This window comes from Streptomyces sp. NPDC037271 (assembly GCF_055603605.1).
Window position 1 is genome coordinate 126,623 of sequence record NZ_JBVJVN010000019.1, and the last position, 21,773, is coordinate 148,395.

The window sequence follows — 21,773 nt, forward strand, 5'->3', positions numbered from 1 at the left end:
ACATCCTCGCGGAGCAACCTCATGACCGACGCACCCGCGTCCTTCCGGATCGTCCCCGGCGCCCCCGCGTCGCCCGTCATCCTCCACGTGCCGCACTCCGCACGGGAGATACCCGCCGACGTCCGCCCCGGCATCGCCCTGGACGACGCGGCGCTGGAACGGGAGCTGGACCACATCACCGACTCGCACACGGCCCGGATCGCCGAGGCGGCGGCCGGGCTGGCCGGTCTCACGCCCTGGCGGTTCGTCAACCGGATGTCGCGGCTGGTCGTCGACCCGGAGCGGTTCCCGGACGAGCGGGAGGAGATGACGGCCGTCGGCATGGGCGCCGTGTACACGCGGACGTCGCACCGCGAGGTCCTGCGGCCCGACGGCACCGACCCGGAACCGCTGATCGAACGGTACTTCCGCCCGTACGCGCGCGCGATGACCGAGGCGGTCGCCGACCGGCTCGCGGCCACCGGACGGGCCGTGATCATCGACGTGCACTCCTACCCCACCGAGCCGCTCCCCTACGAGCTGCACGGCGAGGGACCGCGCCCACCGGTCTGCCTGGGCACCGACGAGTTCCACACGCCGTCCGAGCTGCTCGCCGCCGCCCGGGAGGCGTTCGCCCCGTGCGGGGAGACGGGGCTCGACAGCCCGTTCAGCGGGGCGTACGTGCCGCTGGACTTCTACGGGAAGCGGCGCGAGGTCGGCGCGCTGATGGTGGAGATCCGCCGGGACACCTACATGACCGAACCGGGCGGCCCTGCCGGACCCGGGCTGTCCCGCCTCGCGGCATCGCTGGCGGCGCTCGTCGACGCCGTATCGGGCTGACCACCGGACCGCCCACCGGCTGGAGCACTTCCGCGCGACGGCCGCCCGGGAGCGCGGCGAGGGTGGTGCATGACGCGGGAGTGCGCATCCGCGCCGGCGACCCCGGGTACGTCTCCCACCTCGCCGCCGACCGGGGCCCGGACGTCTTCCCCGACCCGGGCCGGACCGGCCTCGACCGCGATCCCGCCCCCTCACCTGGCCGTCGGCAGCGGCCACCACTACTGCACGGGCGCCGTCCTCGCCCGGCTGGGGACCGAGCTGCTCGTGGACACCCTGGTCGAGCGGCTGCCGGGGCTGCGGCTCGCGGTCCGGGCCGGCCAGGTGGCCTGGCGCCGCATGACGGTGATCCGCGGGCCGCGCACTCCTCCCTGCGCCTGGTCCGGGTGGACGACGGGCTCAGGCCCGCAGCCACTCCGTCACTACCACCTCCCGGCCGGTCCGCAGCCGCAGCGCGAACGGGCCGGTGGGCGGGGCCTCGCCGGTGAACCGGCCCAGATCGTCCGCCGTCAGCCGCGCGTGGGCCAGCGGACCGCTCAGCACCTCGATCCGGGCCGGCCCCGGCGGCAGCACCTGACCGATCAGTCCGTCCGCGGTCACCTCGACGTCGACGGTCACCTCGTCCGCGCGGAAGGTCAGCATCCGCGGCGGGTCCGCCTCTCCTCTGACCGGGATGGCGTCGACCAGCGAGTCGAAGGTCAGCTCCGCGACGCGGGCGTCCAGGTCGTGCAGGGCGAAGGCGTCGACGGCGATCCGCCGCAGCTCGGCCGGGACCGGGTCCAGGATCGCCGCGGCCTGCCGCAGCTCCTCCTCCAGAAGGCCGGCGCCGAGTTCCTCGTCCGTGAACGTCCCGTCGGACCGTTCGTCCCCGAAGCCGTCGTGCTTGTCGCTCATATCGTCCCCCGTGCCTCTAGCCGGGCCCGCAGCCTGCGCAGGCAGCGCTGGCGCATCGGCCCGATGCTGCCCACCGCGATATCCAGCGCGGCGGACACCTCCTGGTAACTGGGCGGCGGCGAGGAGATCAGCACCCGCAGCAGCCGGCGGCACCGCTCGCCCAGTTCTTCGAACTCCTGCCACAGCCGCCGGACGCGCTCGGTCTGCGCCGCGGCCTCCTCGGAGTCGAGCACCGACTCCTCTGGCGTACGGTCCTCGCTCGGCCGGTCGAGCAGCTGCGGATCGTCGGTCGGCATCCAACGCTTCGACGCCCTGAGCAGCTTCAGGCACTCGTGCCGTGCCGTGGTCGCCAGCCAGGAGCCGGTCTTCTCCGGTTCGCGGATCCGCCCCAGGTGCTGAGCGAACCGGAACCAGGTCGTCTGGTACACCTCGTGCGCGTCGGCGTCGGACAGCCCGTGGGCCCGCACGACGGACCACACCAGCGGGCCCAGCCCGTCCACCAGTGACTTCCAGGCCGCCGCGTCCCCGTCGGCCGCCAACTGGACGAGCACCCCGACCTCTGCACGATCCACGGTCCCACCCCTCGTGTACGACACGCCATCGTACGCCGTGGAATGGGTGGTTCCGCCCGCCACCGGGCCCCTCACGCCCCGCCGGCCGGCGGGTCGACGGACACCGGGCGCCAGGTGGGCGGCAGCAGCGCCGGTACGTGCGCCCCGCGCACCTCCGCGTACTCGGTGTTGGCCGCCAGCAGTTGCTTCCGGGCCTCGCGCGGGTCCCTCTCCTTGTGCGCCGTCATGTAGGAGGCGACCAGGCCCGCGACCACGGGGGTGGCGAAGGAGGTGCCGCTCCACTGCGCGTGCCCCTCGAACATCACCTGGTCCGGCTTGGCGGGGGCCTCGCCCGGCTCGCTGAGCACCCCGTTGTGCCGGGGGTACTGACAGGTGCAGGCGTAACCGAACCCGTACCGGCAGGCGTCGTAGGTGGAGTGCTGGTAGATGTACGGCACGGGCGCCTGGAAGCCGGTGAAGGCACTCGTGAGGCGCTCGCCGGGAGCGTAGGCCTTGACCCAGCCGCCGTGGTTGCTGAAGCAGGCACCGAACTCGCCGTCGCCGCGCAGCGCGCCGACCGACAGCACGGAGTTCTCCCAGCCGGGCAGGTCGGCGTAGGCGGCGGGCCAGAAGGGCGTGGCGCTGGCGTTGTTGCCGGCGGCGGCGACCAGCAGGGTGCGCTGTTCGCGCAGTTCCTCCATGAAGGCCTGGACGCCGAGCAGGCCGTCGGTGCGGCCGTTGGAGGTTCCGGCGGAGAGGCTGAGGACCTCGGGCCAGCCGCCCCGGTCGACGGCCTCGAAGAGCTTCTCGCCCAGCTCGGACTCCAGGATGGCGCCGGCGTCGTTGAGGGTGCCCAGGACGGTCACGTCGGTGTTGGGGGCGACGGCGGCGACGAGCCCGGCGATGAAGGTGCCGTGCCCGACGTACTGCTGGAGGACGCCGTCGTCGTCGCACTCCCGGACCTGGGCGTCGCCGTCGGTGTGGGCCAGCAGGGGGTAGGACCGGTAGTCGTGCATGAGACCGGTGTCGATGACGAGGACGCCGACGGCGGTGCCGGCGTCGTACGCCGTCTCCGCGGCGGCCGGGTTCGGCGGCTCGCTGATCGGTACGGGGACGGGTTCGTCGCCGGGGCAGGCGTTGACGGCGATGGAGACGACGTGGTTGCGGCTGATCAGCCGGCGGCCGGCGCGTCCCTCCATAGTCCTGAGGGAGCGCATGGCATGGGCGACGGTGGGGTCGCCGACGCGGTCGCCCTCGCCCGGGTCGGCGACCCGGATGCGTGTGATGCCTGTGCGGTTGGTCTCGGGGCTCGCCCGGCGTACGTGGTCCGGGGTCAGGCCGGACATCGCGGTGAAGTGGTCGCGCACGGTGTCCTCGACGAGACGGGCCTCCTCGCCGTCGCGGGCGAGGACGACGCCCTTCTCGTAGAAGAACTCGGCGGAGTCGTCCGGCCCCATCGCCAGCGGGATGCCCGGCATCGAACGCTGGATCTGGTCGAACTGCTCACGGAATCTCTGTGGTGCCATGGCGTTTCCTCCACGGGGACGGCGGTGGTGACGGCGGTCGCGGCGACATTCTCGGCGAGGCTCTCGACGACGGTCGTCAATCAGAGTCCGGGGGTGGCTGATTGATACAGACTCGAACCTGTGTGGCGTGGTTCCGGAGCACTACCATCCGTGGGGTGACAGCGGGAAACGACTCGGTTCTCCAACTGCTGCCGATGGTGTTCGCCGCCCCCAACGAAGCTCTGGCCCGGGCGGAGGAGCTGCTCGGGGCCGACCCCTCACCGCTGCACGCCTCGATCGCCCACCAGGTGATCGGCATCTGGCAGCGGGACTTCGGCGACACCCGGCGGGCCCTGGCCCATCTGCGGACCGCCCGCGACCTCGCGGCCCGAGCGGACTCGGCCGATCGGGAGGCGGACGTACTGGCCACCCTCGGGGTCGCTCTGGTGCACTGCGGCCGCACCCGGGAGGGCCTCGCGGCGTTCGAGCAGGGAGTGGCGCGCGGCACCGGGCACACCCGGGCGCGGGTGCTGTACCGGCGGGCGTACGTCTGGTGGGTGCTGGGCCGGCACGGCGAGGCGCTGGAGGACGTACGCCGGGCGATCCAGGTGCTGCGGCAGGCGGGCGACGTGATCTGGACGGCGCGGGCGCTGACCCTGCGGGCCACCGTCCATCTGGCGCTGGGTGCGGTGGAGCGGGCGGACGCCGACTTCGCCGCGGCGGAGGCGTTGTGGGACACCACCGGCCAGGAGCACGACAAGGCCGACGCGGTGGAGAGCAGGGGGCTCGCGGCGTTCCGGTCCGGTGACGTGCCGGCTGCGCTGCGGCTGTTGGACGAGGCGGAGGAGCGGTACGCCAAGCTGGGCACGCCGACGTTCATGCTCACCATCCGGCGCTGCGAGGTGCTGATGGCGGCGGGGCTGGCCCCGGAGGCGCTGACGGAGGCGGACGCGGCGATCGCCGCGCTGGACGGGATCGGCGGACAGTCCACCCGAAAGGCGGAGCTGCTGCTGGTCGCGGCGCGGGCGGCACGGTTGGCGGGCGATCCGCAGACGGCGCTCGCGCGCGCGGCCGTCGCGGTACGACTGTTCGCCGGGCAGCGGCGCACCTGGTACGAGACGCACGCGCGGCTGGTCCTGATCGAGGCGCGGGTCGCGACGGGGCGCGGGTCGGGACGGCTGGTGGCCGACGCCGCGGCGGTGGCGGAGCGGCTGGCCGCCTTCGGTGCGCCGGCCGCTCCGGAGGCGTCGCTGCTCGCGGGCCGGATCGCACTGGAGCTCGGCTGGACGGCGGACGCGGAACGGCATCTGGCGGTCGCCGCGCGCAGCCGGCACAGCGGGCCGCCGCTCGCACGGATGACGGGGTGGGCGGCGCAGGCCCTGCGGGCGCGGGCGGCGGGGTCGGCGCGGGGCGTGCTGGAGGCGTGCCGGCGGGGCCTGGACGTCCTCGACGACCACCGGATGACGCTGGGCGCGTCCGAGTTGCGGGCGCGGGCCACCGCGCAGGGCGCGGAGCTGGCGGCGCTGGCGCAGCGGGCGAGTCTGGTCTCGGGCGGGCCGCGGCGGCTGCTGGTGTGGAGCGAGCGCTGGCGGGCGACGGTGCTGTCCGCGCCGCCGACCCGGCCGCCGGCCGATCCCGCGCTGTTGAGCGGCATGACGGCGTTCCGTGAGATCGCCGCCCGCGCGGAGGAGGCCCGGACGGACGGCGGCCGGCCCGCCCCCGCACTGGAGCGCGAACAGCGGCGGCTGGAGCGGGAGATCCGCTCCCGCACCCTGCACATGCGGGGCGAGGCGCCCGGCGACGGTGACCGGTTCGACGTCGGGCGGCTGCTGGCGCGGCTGGGTGACGACGTGCTGCTGGTCGAGCTGGCCGTGCTCGACGGACGCGTGCACGTACTGCTGTGCGGGCGGGGCCGGGTACGGCGGTTCGAAGCGGGGCTGCTGGCCGAGGCGGAACGGGAGGCCGAGCACGTGCAGGCCGGGCTGCGCCGGCTGGCCCACCCGGGGGCGGAGGCACGGCTGCCCCTGGTGGAGGCGGCGGGGGCGCGCCTCCAGGAGCTCCTGCTCGGACCCGCAGCGGCGCACCTGGGCTCCGGCCCGGTCGTCGTGGTCCCGCCCGGCCGGCTGCACCGGGTGCCGTGGGCGCTGCTGCCCGCCCTGCGCGAACGGGTCCTGAGCGTGTCGCCGTCGGCGAGCAGCTGGCTCCGTGCGAAGGAGACGGTGCCCCCGCCCGGCGGCCGCCAGGTCCTGGTACGCGGCCCGGGGCTGGCGAGCGGCGGCGCCGAGGTGCCGGAACTCGCCGACCGGTACGGGGCGGCGTCGCGGACGCCGGGTGGCGAGGAGCCGTGGGCGCCGTCGCCCGGGGGCGGGTACGGGGAACCGGCCGGGGCGGAGGACGGAGTGACGCGCGCTCCCGGGCCGGCCGGCCGGCGGGGCGTCCCGGCCGTGTCGGCGGGCCGCGGGGCACCGGCGTCGGCGGTCACCGGCCGCTCCGAAGAGCAGACCGGGGCGGGGCACGGCGGGACACACGGGCCGCGGGCCACCGCGGTCGCCTCGTCGGACGACCCGGGCGGCGCGGACGGCCCGGCACGCACGCCCTGGCCCGATGACCGGGACATGGGCCCCGTCCGTTCGGGGACTCGCGGCGCGCGCGAGGCGTTCGAGCCTTCGGGCGGGACCTCGGAGGACCCCTCCGACGGTCCCGCGGCCGAACCGCCGTCCGGTGGTCGGCGTGTGCGGCCCACCGTGCTGGAGGGGGACGCGGTGCGGGTGCCGCGCGTGTTGCGGGAGCTGGACGGAGCGGCACTGGCGCACATCGCCGCGCACGGGACCTTCCGCGCGGACAGTCCCTTGTTCTCCTCGCTGCGGATGGCGGACGGGCCGCTCATCGTGCACGACTTCGAACGGCTGGACCGCAGCCCGTACCGGATCATCCTGTCCTGCTGCGACACCGCCCGGTTCGCGTCGGTCGGCGCGGACGAGCTGCTCGGGCTGGTCACCGCGCTGCTGCCGCTGGGCACCGCCGGCGTGGTGGCGTGCAGCGCGCCGGTCAACGACGCCGCCGTGGTGCCGCTGATGCTCGCGCTGCACAAGGGCCTGGACGCGGGGCTGTCCCTGGCGGAGGCGCTGCGCGACGCGCGGGCCGCGCTGCCGGGCGACGCGGTGCACCAGGCGACGGGGTGGGCGTTCTCCGCGTTCGGGGCGGCCTGAGAGGCCCCGTCTTCAGGCCGGCTGCGGCTCGGGCAGCTCCATCAGCCAGGGCAGTGCGCCGCGGTCGCCGGCGCCGAGGCGGGTGTAGGCGCCGTAGAGGTGGTTGCCGACGGTGCGGACGGAGAGGGTGAGTCTCTCCGCGATCTGCCGGTTGCTCAGGCCGGCGGCGGCGAGCGTGACGACCTGCCGCTGACGGGCGGTGAGTTCGCCGAACACCAGACCCGACAGGGCTGGGGTGCGGGCCCCCTGGCAGCGCCGGGCGAGGGCGACGGCCCGGGTGCGGGCGGTGCGGGCGGCGCCCGGGTCGCGGTGGGCACGTACGGCCTGGGCGTGCGCCTCGGCCGCGAACAGCAGGAACCCCCGCCGCTCCAGCTCCTCGGCCACCCGGTCCAGCTCCGGTCCGTCGCCCCGCTCCAGGGCATCGGCGTGCCCGGCGAACACGCCGGTCAGCCGGCCGGCCGCCCGCTCGGGGGCACCGAGGCGCACGGCGTCGTACGGGTCCCCGGCGCGCGCGGCCGCCCGGGCCGCCCCGTCGATGTCGCCGCGCGCGGCGGCGGCCCAGGCCTCGGCCGCTCCGTGGCTCTCCGCCGCCGTGTCACCGGACTGGGCGGCGGCCAGGGCGAGTTCCTCGCGGCAGGACGTGTCGTCGGGGCTGGCGCGCAGGCCCTCGCGGGCCCAGGACGCGGCCTCGGACAGCCGGCCGCGCAGGCGCGCGAACCGGGCGCGGAGCGCCGCGTACCGGGCCGGCAGCGGCACTCCCTCGGCCGCCAGCCACTCCCCCACGGGCGTCTCCAGTGCCCGTACGTCGGCCTGCTCGATACGCAGGGCCATAGCGGCGCTCTCCCCCGCCAGGGCGGGCCCGCACCGGTCCGGGGTGCGGGCCAGGCGCCGGGCCCGCAGCCGGCCCGCGGCGGCGCGCAGCACCGGGCCGTGCAGGGGGTGGGCGAGACGGGTGGCGCCGTGGTCGTCGACGGTGACCAGGCCCTCGGCCTCCAGGCGTTCCAGGATCCCTGCGTCGAGGGCGTCCAGGTCGAGGGGGAGCGGTTCGGCGAAGGCGAGGCGTTCGAGCGTCTCGCGTTCCTCCACGCGGGGACGGTCGAGCAGGTGGGCGGCGCGCTCCCGCACGGTCGCGGTGATGGGCACCGGCCCACGCCACGCCCACTGGTCCGTGTCCGGGACCGGTGAGAGCAGCCGCTCCTCGCCCACGGCGGTCAACAGCTCGCGCAGCAGCCGCAGGTCCCCCTGGGACAGGCGGTGCAGTCGGTCGACGGTGAGCGGTTCCAGGGCGGTGGCCGCACCGGCCGCGAGCAGTTCGGCGGTCTCCTCGCGGGGCAGGGGCTCCAGGGTGAGGCGCGGCAGCAACTCCCCGGACCACAGCCGGGACACCGCGCCCGGCACGGGAACGCCCTCCGTGGCGACGACCAGGAGCCGGGTGCGGCCGTGCACGGCGAGTTGGTGCACGAGGGCGGCCGAGGCGTCGTCGAGCAGGTGAGCGTCGTCGACCAGCAGCAGGCGTACGCCGGACAGGAGGTGTACCGCGCGGTGCAGGGTGACGCTCTCGGGCAGCAGGTGGGCGAAGGCCGCGAAGGGAATGGCCCGGGACTCGGGTGTCCCGGCCGCCCTGGCGCAGTCGGTGCCGCGGACGGCCTCCGTCACGAGCCTGGTTTTGCCGCAGCCCGCGGGGCCCGTCACCACGATGCCGTTCCGTCCGGCCGTCACCGACCGGCGCACCAGTTCCAGTTCGTCCGCACGCCCGGTGAACGGCCAGGGCGTGCGGAGTGTCTTCGCGTCCCGCGGAGAAGTCGTCACGGCAACATGAGCCGGCATACTCATTCCTGATACAGGACGACTTGAGTAGCCCCCGACTCAGGCGCCCGGAGCGGGCCGGACGGCAGTCTGGGGCCATGACCGCACGTTACTGCTCGCTCGCGCAGCAGCCCGACCCCGCGTTCGCGCCGGGGCTGGCCGCCGAGCGCCTCGCCGCGCTCGTCGGCGGGCAGCGGATGTGGGTCAACGGCACCGTTCTGCACTACTGCTTCCTCGGCGGCGACACTGACGCCTCCGTCGTTCCCATGCCGGGCACCGGCCGGCCGCGGCGGGTGTCGTGGGTGGGTACCGACGAGCAGCGGGACGTGGTGCGCGGCTGCTTCCGGGAGTGGCAGGACCTCGGCATCGGACTCGTCCTCACCGAGGTCGGTGACCGCTCGGAGGCCGAGCTGCGCATCGGGTTCCAGCCCGGTGACGGGTCCTGGTCGGCGGTGGGCAAGGACGCGCTCCGGGTCGGCCTGAACGACCGCACGATGAACTTCGGCTGGGACCTGACCGCACCCGGGGAGCGCGCGACGGCCCTGCACCAGATCGGGCACGCGCTCGGCATGCTGCACGAGCACCAGAACCCGTACGCCGGCATCCTCTGGGACGACGAGGCCGTCTACGCCGAACTGGCGGGACCGCCGAACCACTGGAGCCGGGAGCGGACCTTCCACAACATCCTGCGCAAGCTCGACACCGACGAGGTCAACGGCCCGGTCTGGGACCCGCAGTCGATCATGGAGTACCCGTTCCCGTCGGGGCTGATACTGGAGCCCGAGCACTACCGCTCCGGCCTGCACCCGCCCGGCACCCTTTCCGCCGCCGACAAGGAGTTCGCCCTGCGCTGGTACCCGCCCACCGGCCGGCCGGGTCCGCTGGTGCCGTTCCGTTCGGTGCCGCTCGGGCTCGGACCGGGCGAGCAGGCCGACTTCCGCGTGGATCCGCCGGAGACCCGGGAGTACACCGTGGGCACCTTCGGTGACAGTGACGCCGTCGTCGTCGTCTTCGAGGAGCGGGACGGCGTGCCCCGCTACCTCACCGGTACGGACGACGGGGGAACGCCCCGCAACGCCACGCTCAGGGCCCGTTTCGTCAAGGGCCGCCGCTATGTCGTCCGGGTGCGTCTGTACTCCTCGTGGGGTGCGGGCGAGACGGCGGTCATGTGCTGGTGACCGCTCGCTGAACGCACCGGGCCACGATCGGCCACAGTCCGGCGCCGGGGGAAGACGGCCGGGGACGCCACCTTTGGGGGAGGGTGACGTCCCCGGCCACGCGGCGCCCGCCGCACGGGGGTCGGCGGGCGCACGTGCGAAGGCGGCTCCGCTTTACGGAGCCGCCTTCGCGTGTGCGCGGAGTGTCCGGTGGCTCCGAGGAGTCGACCGTCCGGCGGGGCCGCCGGTTCACCGGTTCCCGTCCGTTGTGGCCGGGCGGCCTTCCACGATCCAAGGCGTGGATTCCGGGCCGATGGAACGGATCGCCGCACGGCACGCGAAGTAGCCGCACCGTTCCCTCGCGCGTTCCTCGCCGTCCGGCGAAACAGGAGCAGGGGCTCTGCGCTGCCACCGGCACGCCGGAACTCCGTGCAGGGCATCTGCCGAAGCACCGGGTGGAGGCCCTCACCCACGCCGCGGCGAGGGAGGAGCAGCGCTCCGCAGCCTGCCGCGACCCCGTTCCGCAGGCGCTGAAACCCCGTGTGCCACAGGCGTTTCACATATCGGCGATTCGGCCAAGTCCGTGCGCGCGGCACCGGCTTCAGCAACGAGCTCCCCCGTCCGGTCCCTTGTGCGGCAAGGGACCCAGCACGTCCGGAATCGAGCGCGTTCGATTGCGGCTCCGCGTCGTTATGCCGTGCACCGCCGAGCCGTCCGGGCGCGGTACCGATTTTCAGGAGGGATGCAGGTGACAGTGACTGACGCCTCGACCGCGAACGAGGAGACGCCGCCCCCTCCGCCACCGGCCACCCTCACCTTCGGGGGGATGCACGGTAGGAACCCGCTGGCGGATGCCAGTTTCGCGGCAATGTGCCGCCGCCTTCCCTCGGTGCTCGGGCACACCGTGCGGATGGCGTGGGCCGTCGACAGGGCAGGCGTCCTGCTGCTCCTCGCGTGCCAGTTGCTCACCGGCGTCGCGTCTGCCGTCGTCCTCGCGTTCACCGCTCGGGCCATGACGCACATCCTCGGCAGCGGCCCGGTTTCCGAACGCCTGGACGGCGCGCTGCCCGCCCTGATCGTGGTGACGACCGGTGCCGCCGTCGGCCGGGTCTGCAGCGCCCTGTCCTCCTACGCCGACGGCCGCATCACACCTCTGCTGATGACCGAAGCGGACGTCGCCCTGGTCGCCGCCGTGTGCCGGGTGGAGTCCTCCGCCTACGGCGAGGACGGTTTCGCCGACCGGCAGGAAGCCGCCGAGGTCGGCGTGACCCGCACCCGGCTGATGGTCGAGGACGCCCAGCGGTTCATGTCCGCCCTGATCCGCATGATCGCCGCGAGCGGAGTCATCACGGCACTGCATCCGCTGATGCTGCCCCTGCTCCTGCTGGCCGTCCTCCCGGCCGGCGCCGGAGCCGTGCTGTCCGCACGCGTGATCTACGAGACCCACTACCTCAACGTCGGCGACCGCAACGTACGGTCGATGATGCGCTGGTGGGCCACCTACTCCCGACACGGCGACGAGGTCCGGGCCAACGGCATGACCGGCTACCTCCTGTACTGGCACCGCGCCCTGTCTGACCGCATCGACCGGCGCACCCTCACCGCGGCCCCGCGCATGCTCCGCATCGTCCTGGCCACCAGCGCGCTGGGCGGGGTCTTCCTGCTGGGCACCTGGGCCACCCTCGCCTGGCTGGCCGCCGACGGCCGTGTCGCCCTGCCTGTCGCCGCCACCGCCGTCGTCGCCGTACAGACCACGCTCGCCGCGCTGTCCCAGTTCGTCATGCACGGCGCCGCCATGTTCCACACCTCGCTCTACCTGGCCGACATGCGGGCCTTCCTCGACCTGGCCGCCGAACGCGCCCCCAAGCGCGGAGCGCTGACCATCGCCGAGCGGGTGGACGAGATCCGGCTCGACGAAGTCGTCTACCAGTACCCCGGCAAGGACGAACCGGCCGTCGCCGGGGTCTCACTCGCGCTCCGCCGGGGCGAGATCCTGGCGATCGTCGGCGAGAACGGCTCGGGCAAGTCCACCCTCGCCAGACTCATCACCGGCGTCCTCCTCGCCGACAAGGGACGCGTCACCTGGGACGGCGTCGACCTCGCCGACGCCGACCCCGACGCCGTGTGGAAGCGGACCGCACTCGTCCCGCAGAACTTCGCCTGCTGGCCCCTGCGCGCCCGCGAGAACATCACCCTCGGACAGCCCAGGACCCTCGACGACGGGCCCGTCTGGGAGGTCGTGGACGCCGTCGGCATGCGCGAGGCGATCGAGAAACTCCCCCGGCGACTCGACACCCTGCTCGCCAAAGAGCTGTGGGGCGGCGCCGAACTCTCCGGAGGCCAGTGGCAGCGCCTGGTGTGCGGACGCGCGCTGTACCGGCGGACACCCCTGCTGATCCTGGACGAGCCGACCTCCCAGATGGACGCCCGCGGCGAGCACGCGATCTTCCTGGAGATCAAGAGGATCGCCGCCGAACGCATGACCATCGTCGTCACCCACCAACTGGAGAACACCCGCCTCGCCGACCGCGTCCTCGTCATGGACCGGGGCCGGATCATCGAGCACGGGACGTACGAGGACCTGGTCAACGCCGGCGGACTGTTCGCCGAACTCGTCGCCCTGGCAAAGGACCGGTGACCGCACCGATCGGATGCTCCGCCCCTTCGACGTGGCGCGCGCACCGGGCTCGCCGGCGAGCCCGGCCGTCGTCACCCGCCGGCCTCGGTCAAGGACGCCGGTCCCCGACCGGGTGCCCGGGAATGGTCAAGGGCCGGTGTTCGACTCCCCGTGCTTCTGGAGAGGAAACCGCGGTGGGTCGCGCGGGCGCGGACGGAACCGTGCGCTTCCTGCCGGAGCCGGCCTGACCACAAGCCGGTCAGCCTCGATCGTGCCCGGGCACCGGAAGAAGGTGCCCGGGCAGTGCCCCCCCCTGGGCTACCTCAGCAGCCAGGCCGCTGGGCGAGCCGCGCCCGGGCTCCCCTCGGCCGCAGCGACTTGTCCGGCCCAGCCTCGACCGGACGGATGGACGGACTCATCGCCTGCCGGTGCCGGCGTTGGTCGCGCCGCAGCAGCCCATCCAGACGAAATGTTGATATCATCCGGATGTTCTGAACATGTCTCTATCCCCCTCCCCACGGAAGGGCATGCCATGGCGACTCGGCGTCTGTTCATGGTCAGGCACGGGGCGGCGGACGCCTTCGGGAGGCTCACCGAAGTCGGACGGCGCCAGACGGAGTTGCTCGCGGAGCGCCTGGCCCGCCTGCCGATCGACACGGTGTGGCACTCGCCGATGCCCCGGGCGGTGCGCTCGGCCCAGCTCATCGGCGAGCGTCTGAACGGGGTCCCCGTGCGGGAGGCGGCCGAGCTGACCGACTACATCCCGCACGTGCCGAAGAAGCCGCCGGCGGCATGGGCGGGGGTCTTCGACGGCTACGACCCCGCCGAAGCGGCCAAGGGGGAGCGCCTCGCGGACGCGCTGACCGACCGGTTCGCCCGCCCCGCCGACACCGAGACGCACGAGGTCCTGGTCACCCACGCCTACCAGGTTGCCTGGCTCCTGCGGCACGCCCTTGGCGCCCCACGTGAGCGGTGGTTGGGGATGAGCTGCGGGAACACGGCGGTGACGGCGATCGAGTACTACACCGGCGCGGCCCCCTCACTGGTGGTCTACAACGACATGAGCCATCTCCCCGCGGACCTGCGCTGGACGGGTTTCGGGCCCGGCGCCCGACCTTGAGCGGACGAGCCGGGGCGCCCTCGGCTCGCCACGCTCACCCACCACCTCCGGTGCCGTCGATCAGGTCGCGGGCCCCTTGGCGGAGCAGCGCCACCCCGACCGACATACCCAGGGTCTCGGGGTCGAGGGGCCCGGCCCACTCGTGGGCGTGGAGGCTCTTCTTGCCGTCGGCGCTGAAGACACGGGCCCGCAGGGAGAGTCCGCCGTCCCGGGACGCCCTGGCGAACCCGGCGATCGGACTGTTGCAGTGGCCTTGGAGCACGTGCAGCAGCATGCGCTCAGCGGTCACCTCCCGGCGCGTGGTCTCGTCGTCGAGTGCGCCGACCGCCGCGATCAGCTCGGTGTCGCCCTCGCGGCACTGCAGAGCCAGCGCTCCCGCCCCCAGGGCCGGCACCATCGCCTCGGGGTCGATGACTTCGCTGAGGGCGTCCCGGCGGCCGATCCGCTCCAGGCCGGCCACCGCGAGCAGCAGGGCGTCCGCTTCGCCCGCGGCCATCCGGGCCAGGCGCCGATTGGCGTTGCCCCGCATCGGTACACACTCCACATGCGGGTGGGAGGCGGCCAGTTGGGCCACGCGGCGCACGGACGAGGTACCGACCCGGGTGCCGGGCGGCAGCCGGTCGAGCGTGAGTCCGTCGGGGTGCACCAGGGCGTCGCGGATGTCGTCCCTGGCCAGGAAGGCGGCGAAGACGGTGCCCTCGGTCAACGGCCGGTCGGCGGGGATGTCCTTCACGCAATGCACCGCGAGGTCGGCCGCGCCGTCCAGCAGCGCGGCCTCGACCTCCTTGACGAAGGCGCCCTTGCCCTCGACCAGTGACAGGTCGCCCAGCCATCGGTCGCCGGTGGTGCGCACCGCGACCACTTCCGTCGCCAACCCGGGCTGCACGGCGGCGAGTTCGCCGCGGACCCGGTCGACCTGCGCCAAGGCCATGGGCGAGTCACGGGAGACGATCCGGATCACCTCGGGAAGACTCATGAGGTAACGATAGGCAGGAGGCCCGTGGGACTCGTGCGCAGTTGAACGGAGCGCCGCCACGCACCACAGGCCTGCGCGGAGGGCGGCACGGCTCCGACGGGCCTGCGCAGCCGAACAGTTGTCGTCGCGTGCCGCACCTCGGTCGTACAGTGCCCGTGACCTGGCAGGACGGCCCCCGGGTCTCCCGGGCTCAGCCCGTGGCCGGCCGCGAGGGCCCTGAGAACGAGGAGGGGCCTTGGACAGCTTCCCGTCACCACCGGTGGGTGACCGCCTCCGGCGCCGGTTCCCGCGCCCGGCCGAACTCGCGCCTCTGCTGCGACCGCGGTGGCCCCGGCCCGGCGGGGCCAGGCGACGGCTCGCCGCCGCCGCCGATGTGGCGGACCTGCGGGCCGCCGCCCGCCGGCGTGCCCCCAGAGCCGTCTTCGACTACACGGACGGTGCCGCGGGCGAGGAACTCTCGCTGGCCCGCAACCGGTCCGCCTTCCGCCGGATCGAGTTCCGGCCCACCGTGTTGCGGGACGTCTCGGCGGTCGACACCTCGGCGGTTCTGCTCGGCGAGGTGTCCGCTCTCCCCATCGCGCTCGCCCCGACCGGCTTCACGCGGATGATGCACCACGAGGGCGAGGTGGCCGTGGCCCGGGCGGCCGCCGCCCACGGGGTGCCGTACACGCTGTCCACGATGGGCACCACGGCCGCCGGGACGCTGGCCGCCGCCGTGCCCGGCGTACGCCGCTGGTTCCAGCTGTACCTGTGGCGGGACCGGGCCCGCAGCCTTGATCTGGTGTGCGGCGCCGCGGAGGCCGGGTACGAGGCGCTGATGTTGACCGTGGACACGCCGGTCGCGGGACCGCGGCTGCGGGACGTGCGCAACGGCATGACGATCCCGCCGGCGCTGACCGCGCGCACCTTGCTGGACGGGGCGCTGCGGCCGTGGTGGTGGCTGAACCTGCTGACCACCCCGCCACTGGAGTTCGCCTCTCTCACCCGGTGGCAGGGCACCGCCGCGGACCTGGGCAATCTGATGTTCGATCCCGCGGCGACCGCCGACGACGTGGCGTGGCTGCGGGAGGTGTGGCCGGGCAAGCTCATCGTCAAGGGCGTCCAGACGGCCGAGGACGCACGGGTGATCACCGGCCTTGGCGTGGACGCCCTGGTCGTCAGCAATCACGGTGGGCGTCAGCTGGACCGCTCGCCGGTGCCGTTGGAGGAGCTGCCCGCGGTGGTCGGGGCGGTGGACGGTGCCGCGGAGGTCTATCTCGACGGCGGGGTACGGTCCGGTGCGGACGCCGTGGCGGCGGTCTGCATGGGCGCCACGGCGGTCCTCGTCGGCCGCGCCTACCTCTACGGACTGATGGCGGGCGGCGAGGCCGGCGTGCGCCGGGTGCTGGACATCCTCTCGGCCGAGGTCCGGCAGACCATGCAGTTGCTGGGCGCCACCTCGGTCAAGGACCTCACCCCGGACCGCGTCCGGTTGCGCGTCGGCTAGAGCGGGCGCTCGACGCCCCCTGCGGCCTCTCATCGACCGCGTCGTCCTCTTCGACAGGGCCGCCGACGGCTACCGCCACTACGCCGTCGGCGCCGCCTTCGGGAAGCCGGTCATCAGCGTCCGCCGGACCTCCCCGTCCTCGCCCAGGAGCCGTCCGTCCCGCGCCGCAGGCGGTCCTGGATCATTCCGCCGATACGGTGGAGCGTCTCCGGTTTGAGCATGCCGGCGTGGGAGCAGTCCATCCGCCGGTACTCCAGCGGCCCGTCGACGTACTCGTGCCAGACGTCCGGCTCCAGCACGCTGTCGGTCTCCTGCGTGGCGGCGAACAGCATCATCTCGGTCGCGACCCGCTGGTGCCGGTAGCGTCCGGTGATGTCGATGTTGTTCTCCATCACCCGCATGATGGTGAGGAACTCGCTCTCCTCGATGCTGCCCAGCACGGTGTTCGTCGTCCGCGCCACCGCCGCGAACTCGTCGAACGTCATGTCCTCCGTGGGGACTTCGACGGTGCTCACCCCCAGCAGTTCGAGGATGCCGCGGTAGTACTCCTCGTGCGCGTGCTCGGGGATGTCCTCCTGCGCGGCGGGCTTCGCGTCGAGGCAGACCATCAGCTCGACCCGTTGCCCCCGTTCGGCCAGCCGGGCCGCGACGGCGTGGGCGACGATACCTCCGAAGGAGTGCCCCATGAGCCGGTACGGCCCTTCCGGCTGCACCCGGAGCATCGCCTCGATGCAGTCGTCGGCCACCTCCTCCACGGACCCCGGCAGGTTCCCGGGGTCGGACAGCCCGCGCGCCTGGAGTCCGTAGAGGGGGATGTCGGCGTCGATGTGCGGCAGCAGGCTCGCGTAGTTCCAGCACATCCCGCCGCCCGAGTGCAGACAGAACAGCGGGGCCTGGTCGCCCTTGGTACGCAGCGGCAGGAGTACCTCGAACGCGGTGGAACGCCCGCTGCCGCCCTCGCCCGCGCCGAACCCTCCGTCGGCGTCCTCGTCGAGGCGCCGGGCGAGTCCGGCGACGGTCGGGGCCTCGAAGAGGACACGCAGGGGCAGTTCGACACCGAGGACCGCCTGGATCCGGCTGATCAGCCCGGTCGCCAGCAGGGAGTGCCCGCCGAGGTCGAAGAAGCCGTCGTCCACGCTCACCCCGGGCAGGCCAAGCACTTCGGCGTAGAGGGTGCACAGCACCTCTTCCCGCGGAGTGCGCGGCGGGCGCCCGGCCCGGCCGCCGTAGTCGGGGGCGGGCAGCGCCTTGCGGTCCACCTTGCCGTTGGGGCTGAGCGGCAGTTCGGACAGGGCCGTCACCGCCGAGGGGACCATGTAGCCGGGGAGCCGCTCGCGCAGGGCCTCGCGCAGGGCGGCCGCGGAGAAGCCGCCCGGGTCCTCCGGCACCACGTACGCCACCAGCCGCGGGTCCGTCCCTCCGTGCCGGTGGACGGCCACGAAGGCCTGGACGAGGCCGGGCAGGCGCAGCAACTCGGCCTGGATCTCGCCGGGTTCCACCCGGAAGCCGCGGATCTTCACCTGGTCGTCGGCACGACCGAGGTACTCCAGCTGGCCGTCGGCGTTCCACCGCACGACGTCACCGGTGCGGTACATCCGCTCCCCCCGGCCGCCCAGCGGGTTGGCCACGAACCGTTCGGCGGTGAGCCCCGGCCGGCCCAGGTAGCCGCGGGCCAGGCCCGCCCCGGCCACGTACAACTCGCCGACGACCCCCTGCGGCACCGGGTGCAGACCGCCGTCCAGGACGTAGCCGGACAGTCCGAACAGCGGCCGCCCCATGGGAACGACCCCGCTCTCGCGGCCGGTCAGAGGCGTGCTCATGGCCGCGCCGACGGTGGACTCGGTGGGCCCGTACGCGTTGATCATGCGGCGCCCGGGTGCCCAGCGTTCCGTGAGGTCGGGCGAGCATGCCTCGCCGGCCACCAGGAGAACCGCCAGGTCGGGGAAGGGCACGCCCGGCCCCCGCGCGTCAAGGGTCGCCAGTACCGAGGGCGGCAGCGTCACATGGGTCACCCGACGCCCGCTGAGCGTTCCCGCCAGCGCGTCGCCGGCCAGCGCGTCGGCGGAGGCCGCCACGAGGGCCGCGCCCGAGGCGAAGGCCATCACCAGCTCCCAGACCGACACGTCGAAGCTGGGCGAGGCGAACTGCAGCACCCGGCTGTCCGGGGCGAGCGCGAACGCGTCCAGTTGCGCACGCGCGAGGTTGGCGAACCCGGCGTGGGTGACCTCGACGCCCTTGGGGCGGCCGGTGGACCCGGAGGTGTAGATGACGTACGCGGTGTGCGCGGGATGGACCGGCACGCCCGGGTCGGTGCCGGGCAGCGCCTCCTCGTTCACCCCGGCCGTCCAGGCGTCGTCGAGGACGACGGCCGGTTCCGCGTCGGCGAGCATGTACGCGATCCGCTCGGCCGGATAGTCCGGGTCGACCGGGACGTACGCGGCGCCGGTCTTCACCACGCCGAGGATGGTGGCGACGAGCTCCGGGCCGCGCCGCATCCGCAGCGCCACCCGTTGGCCGGGGCCGACCCCGAGTCCCAGCAGGTGGTGCGCGACGCGGTTCGAGCGGCGGTCCAGTTCGGCGTACGACAGCTCGCTGTACGACGTCCCGTCGCGGCCCGAGATCATCGCCACGGCGTCCGGTGACCGTTCGACCGCCGCCCGGAAGAGTTCCGGCAGGGTCACCGGGGGCAGGTCGGCGCGGTCGGCTCCGGACCATTCGAGCAGCGTCCCGCGCTCGTGCGGTGCGAGGATCTCCAGCGACCTGACCGGCCGGCGGGGGTCGCCGATCGCCGAGTCGAGCAGGCGCGTCCAGCGCGCGGTGAAGACGTCGATGGTCGTCGCGTCGTACAGGTCGGTGGCGTATTCGACGAGGCCGGTGAGGCCGGCCGGCTCGCCCGCTTCGTCGAAGGTCTCGGTGACGCTGACGAAGACGTCGAACTTGGCCGACCCCGCGCCCGCCTTCTCCGCCCCCACCTGGAGCCCCGGCAGGTCGAAGCGCGCGCCGTCGTCGTTCTGCAGGACCAGCACGACCTGGAACAGCGGGTGGTGGGCGGTGGAGCGCTGCGGGTTGACCTTCTCCACCAGGTACTCGAACGGCAGGTCCTGGTGCGTGTACGCGGCCAGGCAGGTCTCGCGCACCCGGGCCAGCAGCTCGGCGAAGGTCGGGTCCCCGGAGGTGTCCGTGCGCAGCACCAGGGTGCTGACGAAGAACCCGACCAGGTCGTCCAGGTTCTCGTCGCCGCGGCCGGCTATGGGCGAGCCCACGGGAATGTCGTCCCCGGCGCCGAGCCTCGACAGCAGTGCCGCCAGGCCCGCCTGGAGGACCATGAACAGCGTCGAGTCCGCGGAGCGGGCCAGCGCCCGCAGTCCGGCATGGGTCTCGGCGCCGATCCGGAACTGCGTGACGTCGCCGCGGTAGGAGGGAAGCGCGGGGCGGGGCCGGTCGGGCGGCAGCGTGGCCTGCTCCGGCAACCCGGCCAGTTGGTCCGCCCAGTACGCGGCCTGCCGTACGAAGAGACTGTCCGGATCGGAGTCGTCCCCGAGCAGGTCGTGCTGCCAGAGGGTGAAGTCCGCGTACTGCAACGGGAGCGGGGCCCACTCGGGTCGTGCCCCGTCCCGGCGCGCGGTGTACGCGGCGACCAGGTCACGCGTCAGCGGCCCCATCGACCAGCCGTCGGCCGCGATGTGGTGGATGACCACGACCAGCACGGACGCGTCGGGCCCGGTGACCAGCAGCCCGGCCCGGAACGGTATCTCCCTGTCCAGTTCGAACCCGTGCCGCACGATCCGGGCCACCCGCTCGGGCACCTGCTCCTCGCCGATCTCCTCCACCTCGACGCCGATCCGCGCCTGCTCCGGACCGAGCACCCGCTGGTGGGGCCGTCCGTCAAAGTCGGGGAAGACGGTCCGCAGCGGCTCGTGCCGCGCGATGACATCGTTGAGCGCGGCCTCCAGAGCGCCGATGTCCAGCTTCCCGGTGAGCCTGAGGACGAGCGGCATGTTGTACGTCGCCGACGCGCCCTCGAACTTGTACAGGAACCACAGCCTGCGCTGCGCGAACGACAACGGCAGCACCTCCGGCCGCTCCCGCCGCTCCAGCACCGGACGCGAACCCGCGTCAGACAACCGACCCGCGAGCCCCGCCACCGTCGGCGCGTCGAACAACGCCCGCAAAGGCAACTCCACCCCCAGCACCGCACGCACCCGACTCACCAACCGGGTCGCCAACAACGAATGACCACCCAGACCGAAGAAGTCGTCGTCGACACCCACCGCCGGAACACCCAGCACCCCGGCGAACAACTCGCACAGGACCTCTTCGGTCTGGGTGCGCGGCGCACGGGACGTGCCGGCCCCGCCGTACTCCGGCGCCGGCAGCGCGCTCCGGTCGATCTTCCCGCTCACGGTCAGCGGGAACTCGTCCAGCGCGACGATGGCCGACGGCACCATGTACCTGGGCAGGTCACGGCTCAGCGACTCCCGCAGAGCACCGAGGGAGCGGCCGCCGAGACGGTCCTCGGGGACGATGTAGGCGACGAGGCGGGTGTCGTCGTGGTGCGGACGGGCGACTACCACGGCCCGGGAGACACCCGGCTCGGCCTCCAACGCCGCCTGGACCTCGCCCGGCTCGATACGGAAGCCGCGGATCTTCACCTGATCATCAACACGACCCAGGTACTCCAGCTGACCATCCGCGTTCCAGCACACCAGGTCACCCGTGCGATACATCCGCTCGCCAGCACCACCGAAGGGGCTGGCCACGAAACGGCCGGCGGTCAGACCCGGCCGCCCCGCATACCCGCGCGCCAACCCCGGCCCGGACACATACAACTCACCCGGCACACCCACCGGAACAAACGCCAGGCGCTCGTCCAGCACGAACAGACCCGCACCCGGCACCGCACGCCCGATCGGAGCGCCCCCACCCGCGGTCAACGGGTCGCTGATCGCAGCGGCCACCGTGATCTCCGTCGGACCGTACGCGTTCACCACACGCCGTCCGCCACACGTCCAGCGGGATACCAGCTCAGGCGGACACGCCTCCGCCCCCACCGCCAGAGCCACCAGACCCTCCAGCCGCTCCCACGCGCCGTCCGGCAACGTCGCCACCACCGACGGCGGCAAGAACGCATGCGTCACCCCACCGACGGACAGCGCCGCTTCCAGATCCTCCCCCGCCAGCCCGGACCCGCCCTCCGGCACCACCAGCGCCGACCCGGAACCCCACGCCAGAACCAGCTCCAGCACCGACGCGTCGAAACTCAGCGACGCCGTACGCAGCACACGGCCACCCACGCCGACACCCATCCGATCCACCAGACCCGCCGCGAACCCCGCCACACCGGCGTGAGTGACCTCCACACCCTTCGGACGACCCGTCGAACCCGACGTGTAGATGACATACGCCGGGTGCGAGAGCAGCAACGGCACCACGCGTTCCCCGTCAGCGATCTCCTCACCCGACAGGCCTTCGGTCCCGACCTCGTCCAGCAGTACGACGTCCACGGACAGGTTCTCCGGCAGACTGGCCGCAGCCGTACGTGTGGTCAGCACCAGCCCGGGCCGCGCGTCCTCCAGCAACCAGCCGATCCGCGCACCCGGATACTCCACGTCCACCGGCACATACGCGGCCCCGGC

General features: G+C 73.6%; 12 protein-coding genes and 1 pseudogene. 7 read left to right on the forward strand and 6 right to left on the reverse strand.

What is annotated here, in order from left to right:
* The first annotated feature begins 21 nt into the window (after positions 1-21).
* Positions 22-819, forward strand: coding sequence for an N-formylglutamate amidohydrolase (locus ACZ7G3_RS26720; RefSeq protein ID WP_426601886.1), 798 nt, complete (start codon positions 22-24; stop codon positions 817-819).
* A gap of 77 nt (positions 820-896) precedes the next feature.
* A pseudogene (locus ACZ7G3_RS26725) lies at positions 897-1,197 on the forward strand (cytochrome P450); the annotation flags it as partial.
* Positions 1,198-1,215: 18 nt separating this feature from the next.
* On the opposite strand, the gene ACZ7G3_RS26730 reads toward ACZ7G3_RS26725, so the two are convergent.
* The 3 genes from ACZ7G3_RS26730 to ACZ7G3_RS26740 form a co-directional block, all read right to left on the reverse strand.
* Positions 1,216-1,710 carry a hypothetical protein gene (locus ACZ7G3_RS26730; RefSeq protein WP_426601885.1) on the reverse strand — a complete coding sequence of 165 codons (495 nt, stop codon included), beginning with the start codon at positions 1,708-1,710 and terminating at the stop codon, positions 1,216-1,218.
* A complete protein-coding gene (locus ACZ7G3_RS26735; RefSeq protein WP_470928551.1) occupies positions 1,707-2,282 on the reverse strand; it encodes an RNA polymerase sigma factor in 576 nt (191 codons plus the stop codon). Before ACZ7G3_RS26735 ends, ACZ7G3_RS26730 begins: the two co-directional genes overlap by 4 nt.
* 71 nt (positions 2,283-2,353) lie before the next feature.
* Entirely contained in the window at positions 2,354-3,787 is a 1,434-nt protein-coding gene (locus ACZ7G3_RS26740) for a S8/S53 family peptidase (RefSeq protein WP_470928552.1), read from the reverse strand.
* Positions 3,788-3,981: 194 nt separating this feature from the next.
* Between ACZ7G3_RS26740 and ACZ7G3_RS26745 the strand changes: the two genes are divergently transcribed.
* Positions 3,982-6,975 carry a CHAT domain-containing protein gene (locus tag ACZ7G3_RS26745; protein ID WP_470928563.1) on the forward strand — a complete coding sequence of 998 codons (2,994 nt, stop codon included), beginning with the start codon at positions 3,982-3,984 and terminating at the stop codon, positions 6,973-6,975.
* 12 nt (positions 6,976-6,987) lie between these two features.
* On the opposite strand, the gene ACZ7G3_RS26750 is transcribed toward ACZ7G3_RS26745, so the two are convergent.
* On the reverse strand, positions 6,988-8,808 hold the full coding sequence (locus ACZ7G3_RS26750) for a LuxR family transcriptional regulator AbsR2 (protein ID WP_470928553.1): 1,821 nt from the start codon (positions 8,806-8,808) through the stop codon (positions 6,988-6,990).
* A 71-nt stretch (positions 8,809-8,879) separates the two neighbouring features.
* Here ACZ7G3_RS26750 and absR1 point away from each other — a divergent pair, with 71 nt between their 5' ends.
* The 3 genes from absR1 (at position 8,880) to ACZ7G3_RS26765 (ending at position 13,675) form a co-directional block, all read left to right on the forward strand.
* Positions 8,880-9,959, forward strand: coding sequence for a beta-glucuronidase AbsR1 (gene absR1 / locus ACZ7G3_RS26755; protein WP_470928554.1), 1,080 nt, complete (start codon positions 8,880-8,882; stop codon positions 9,957-9,959).
* Positions 9,960-10,680: 721 nt separating this feature from the next.
* Entirely contained in the window at positions 10,681-12,576 is a 1,896-nt protein-coding gene (locus tag ACZ7G3_RS26760) for an ATP-binding cassette domain-containing protein (protein ID WP_470928555.1), read from the forward strand.
* A 511-nt stretch (positions 12,577-13,087) separates the two neighbouring features.
* Positions 13,088-13,675 carry a histidine phosphatase family protein gene (locus ACZ7G3_RS26765; RefSeq protein WP_470928556.1) on the forward strand — a complete coding sequence of 196 codons (588 nt, stop codon included), beginning with the start codon at positions 13,088-13,090 and terminating at the stop codon, positions 13,673-13,675.
* Positions 13,676-13,709: 34 nt separating this feature from the next.
* Here the strand turns inward: ACZ7G3_RS26765 and hemC are convergent, their stop codons facing one another.
* A complete protein-coding gene (gene hemC / locus ACZ7G3_RS26770) occupies positions 13,710-14,651 on the reverse strand; it encodes a hydroxymethylbilane synthase (protein WP_470928557.1) in 942 nt (313 codons plus the stop codon).
* 235 nt (positions 14,652-14,886) lie between these two features.
* Between hemC and ACZ7G3_RS26775 the strand changes: the two genes are divergently transcribed.
* Positions 14,887-16,137, forward strand: a complete 1,251-nt coding sequence (locus ACZ7G3_RS26775; protein WP_470928558.1) for an alpha-hydroxy acid oxidase — start codon at positions 14,887-14,889, stop codon at positions 16,135-16,137.
* Between the two features lie 113 nt (positions 16,138-16,250).
* Here ACZ7G3_RS26775 and ACZ7G3_RS26780 read toward each other — a convergent pair.
* On the reverse strand, positions 16,251-21,773 hold a 5,523-nt coding region (locus ACZ7G3_RS26780), incomplete at its 5' end, for an amino acid adenylation domain-containing protein (protein ID WP_470928559.1).

What these genes read in the sequence shown, in the direction of transcription:
- ACZ7G3_RS26730 (WP_426601885.1), bottom strand. Translation starts at nt 1,710, where the DNA reads ATGAGCGACAAGCACGACGGCTTCGGGGACGAACGGTCCGACGGGACG.
- ACZ7G3_RS26760 (WP_470928555.1), top strand. Translation starts at nt 10,681, where the DNA reads ATGCAGGTGACAGTGACTGACGCCTCGACCGCGAACGAGGAGACGCCG.
- ACZ7G3_RS26745 (WP_470928563.1), top strand. Translation starts at nt 3,982, where the DNA reads ATGGTGTTCGCCGCCCCCAACGAAGCTCTGGCCCGGGCGGAGGAGCTG.
- hemC (WP_470928557.1), bottom strand. Translation starts at nt 14,651, where the DNA reads ATGAGTCTTCCCGAGGTGATCCGGATCGTCTCCCGTGACTCGCCCATG.
- absR1 (WP_470928554.1), top strand. Translation starts at nt 8,880, where the DNA reads ATGACCGCACGTTACTGCTCGCTCGCGCAGCAGCCCGACCCCGCGTTC.
- ACZ7G3_RS26750 (WP_470928553.1), bottom strand. Translation starts at nt 8,808, where the DNA reads ATGAGTATGCCGGCTCATGTTGCCGTGACGACTTCTCCGCGGGACGCG.
- ACZ7G3_RS26740 (WP_470928552.1), bottom strand. Translation starts at nt 3,787, where the DNA reads ATGGCACCACAGAGATTCCGTGAGCAGTTCGACCAGATCCAGCGTTCG.
- ACZ7G3_RS26765 (WP_470928556.1), top strand. Translation starts at nt 13,088, where the DNA reads ATGGCGACTCGGCGTCTGTTCATGGTCAGGCACGGGGCGGCGGACGCC.
- ACZ7G3_RS26720 (WP_426601886.1), top strand. Translation starts at nt 22, where the DNA reads ATGACCGACGCACCCGCGTCCTTCCGGATCGTCCCCGGCGCCCCCGCG.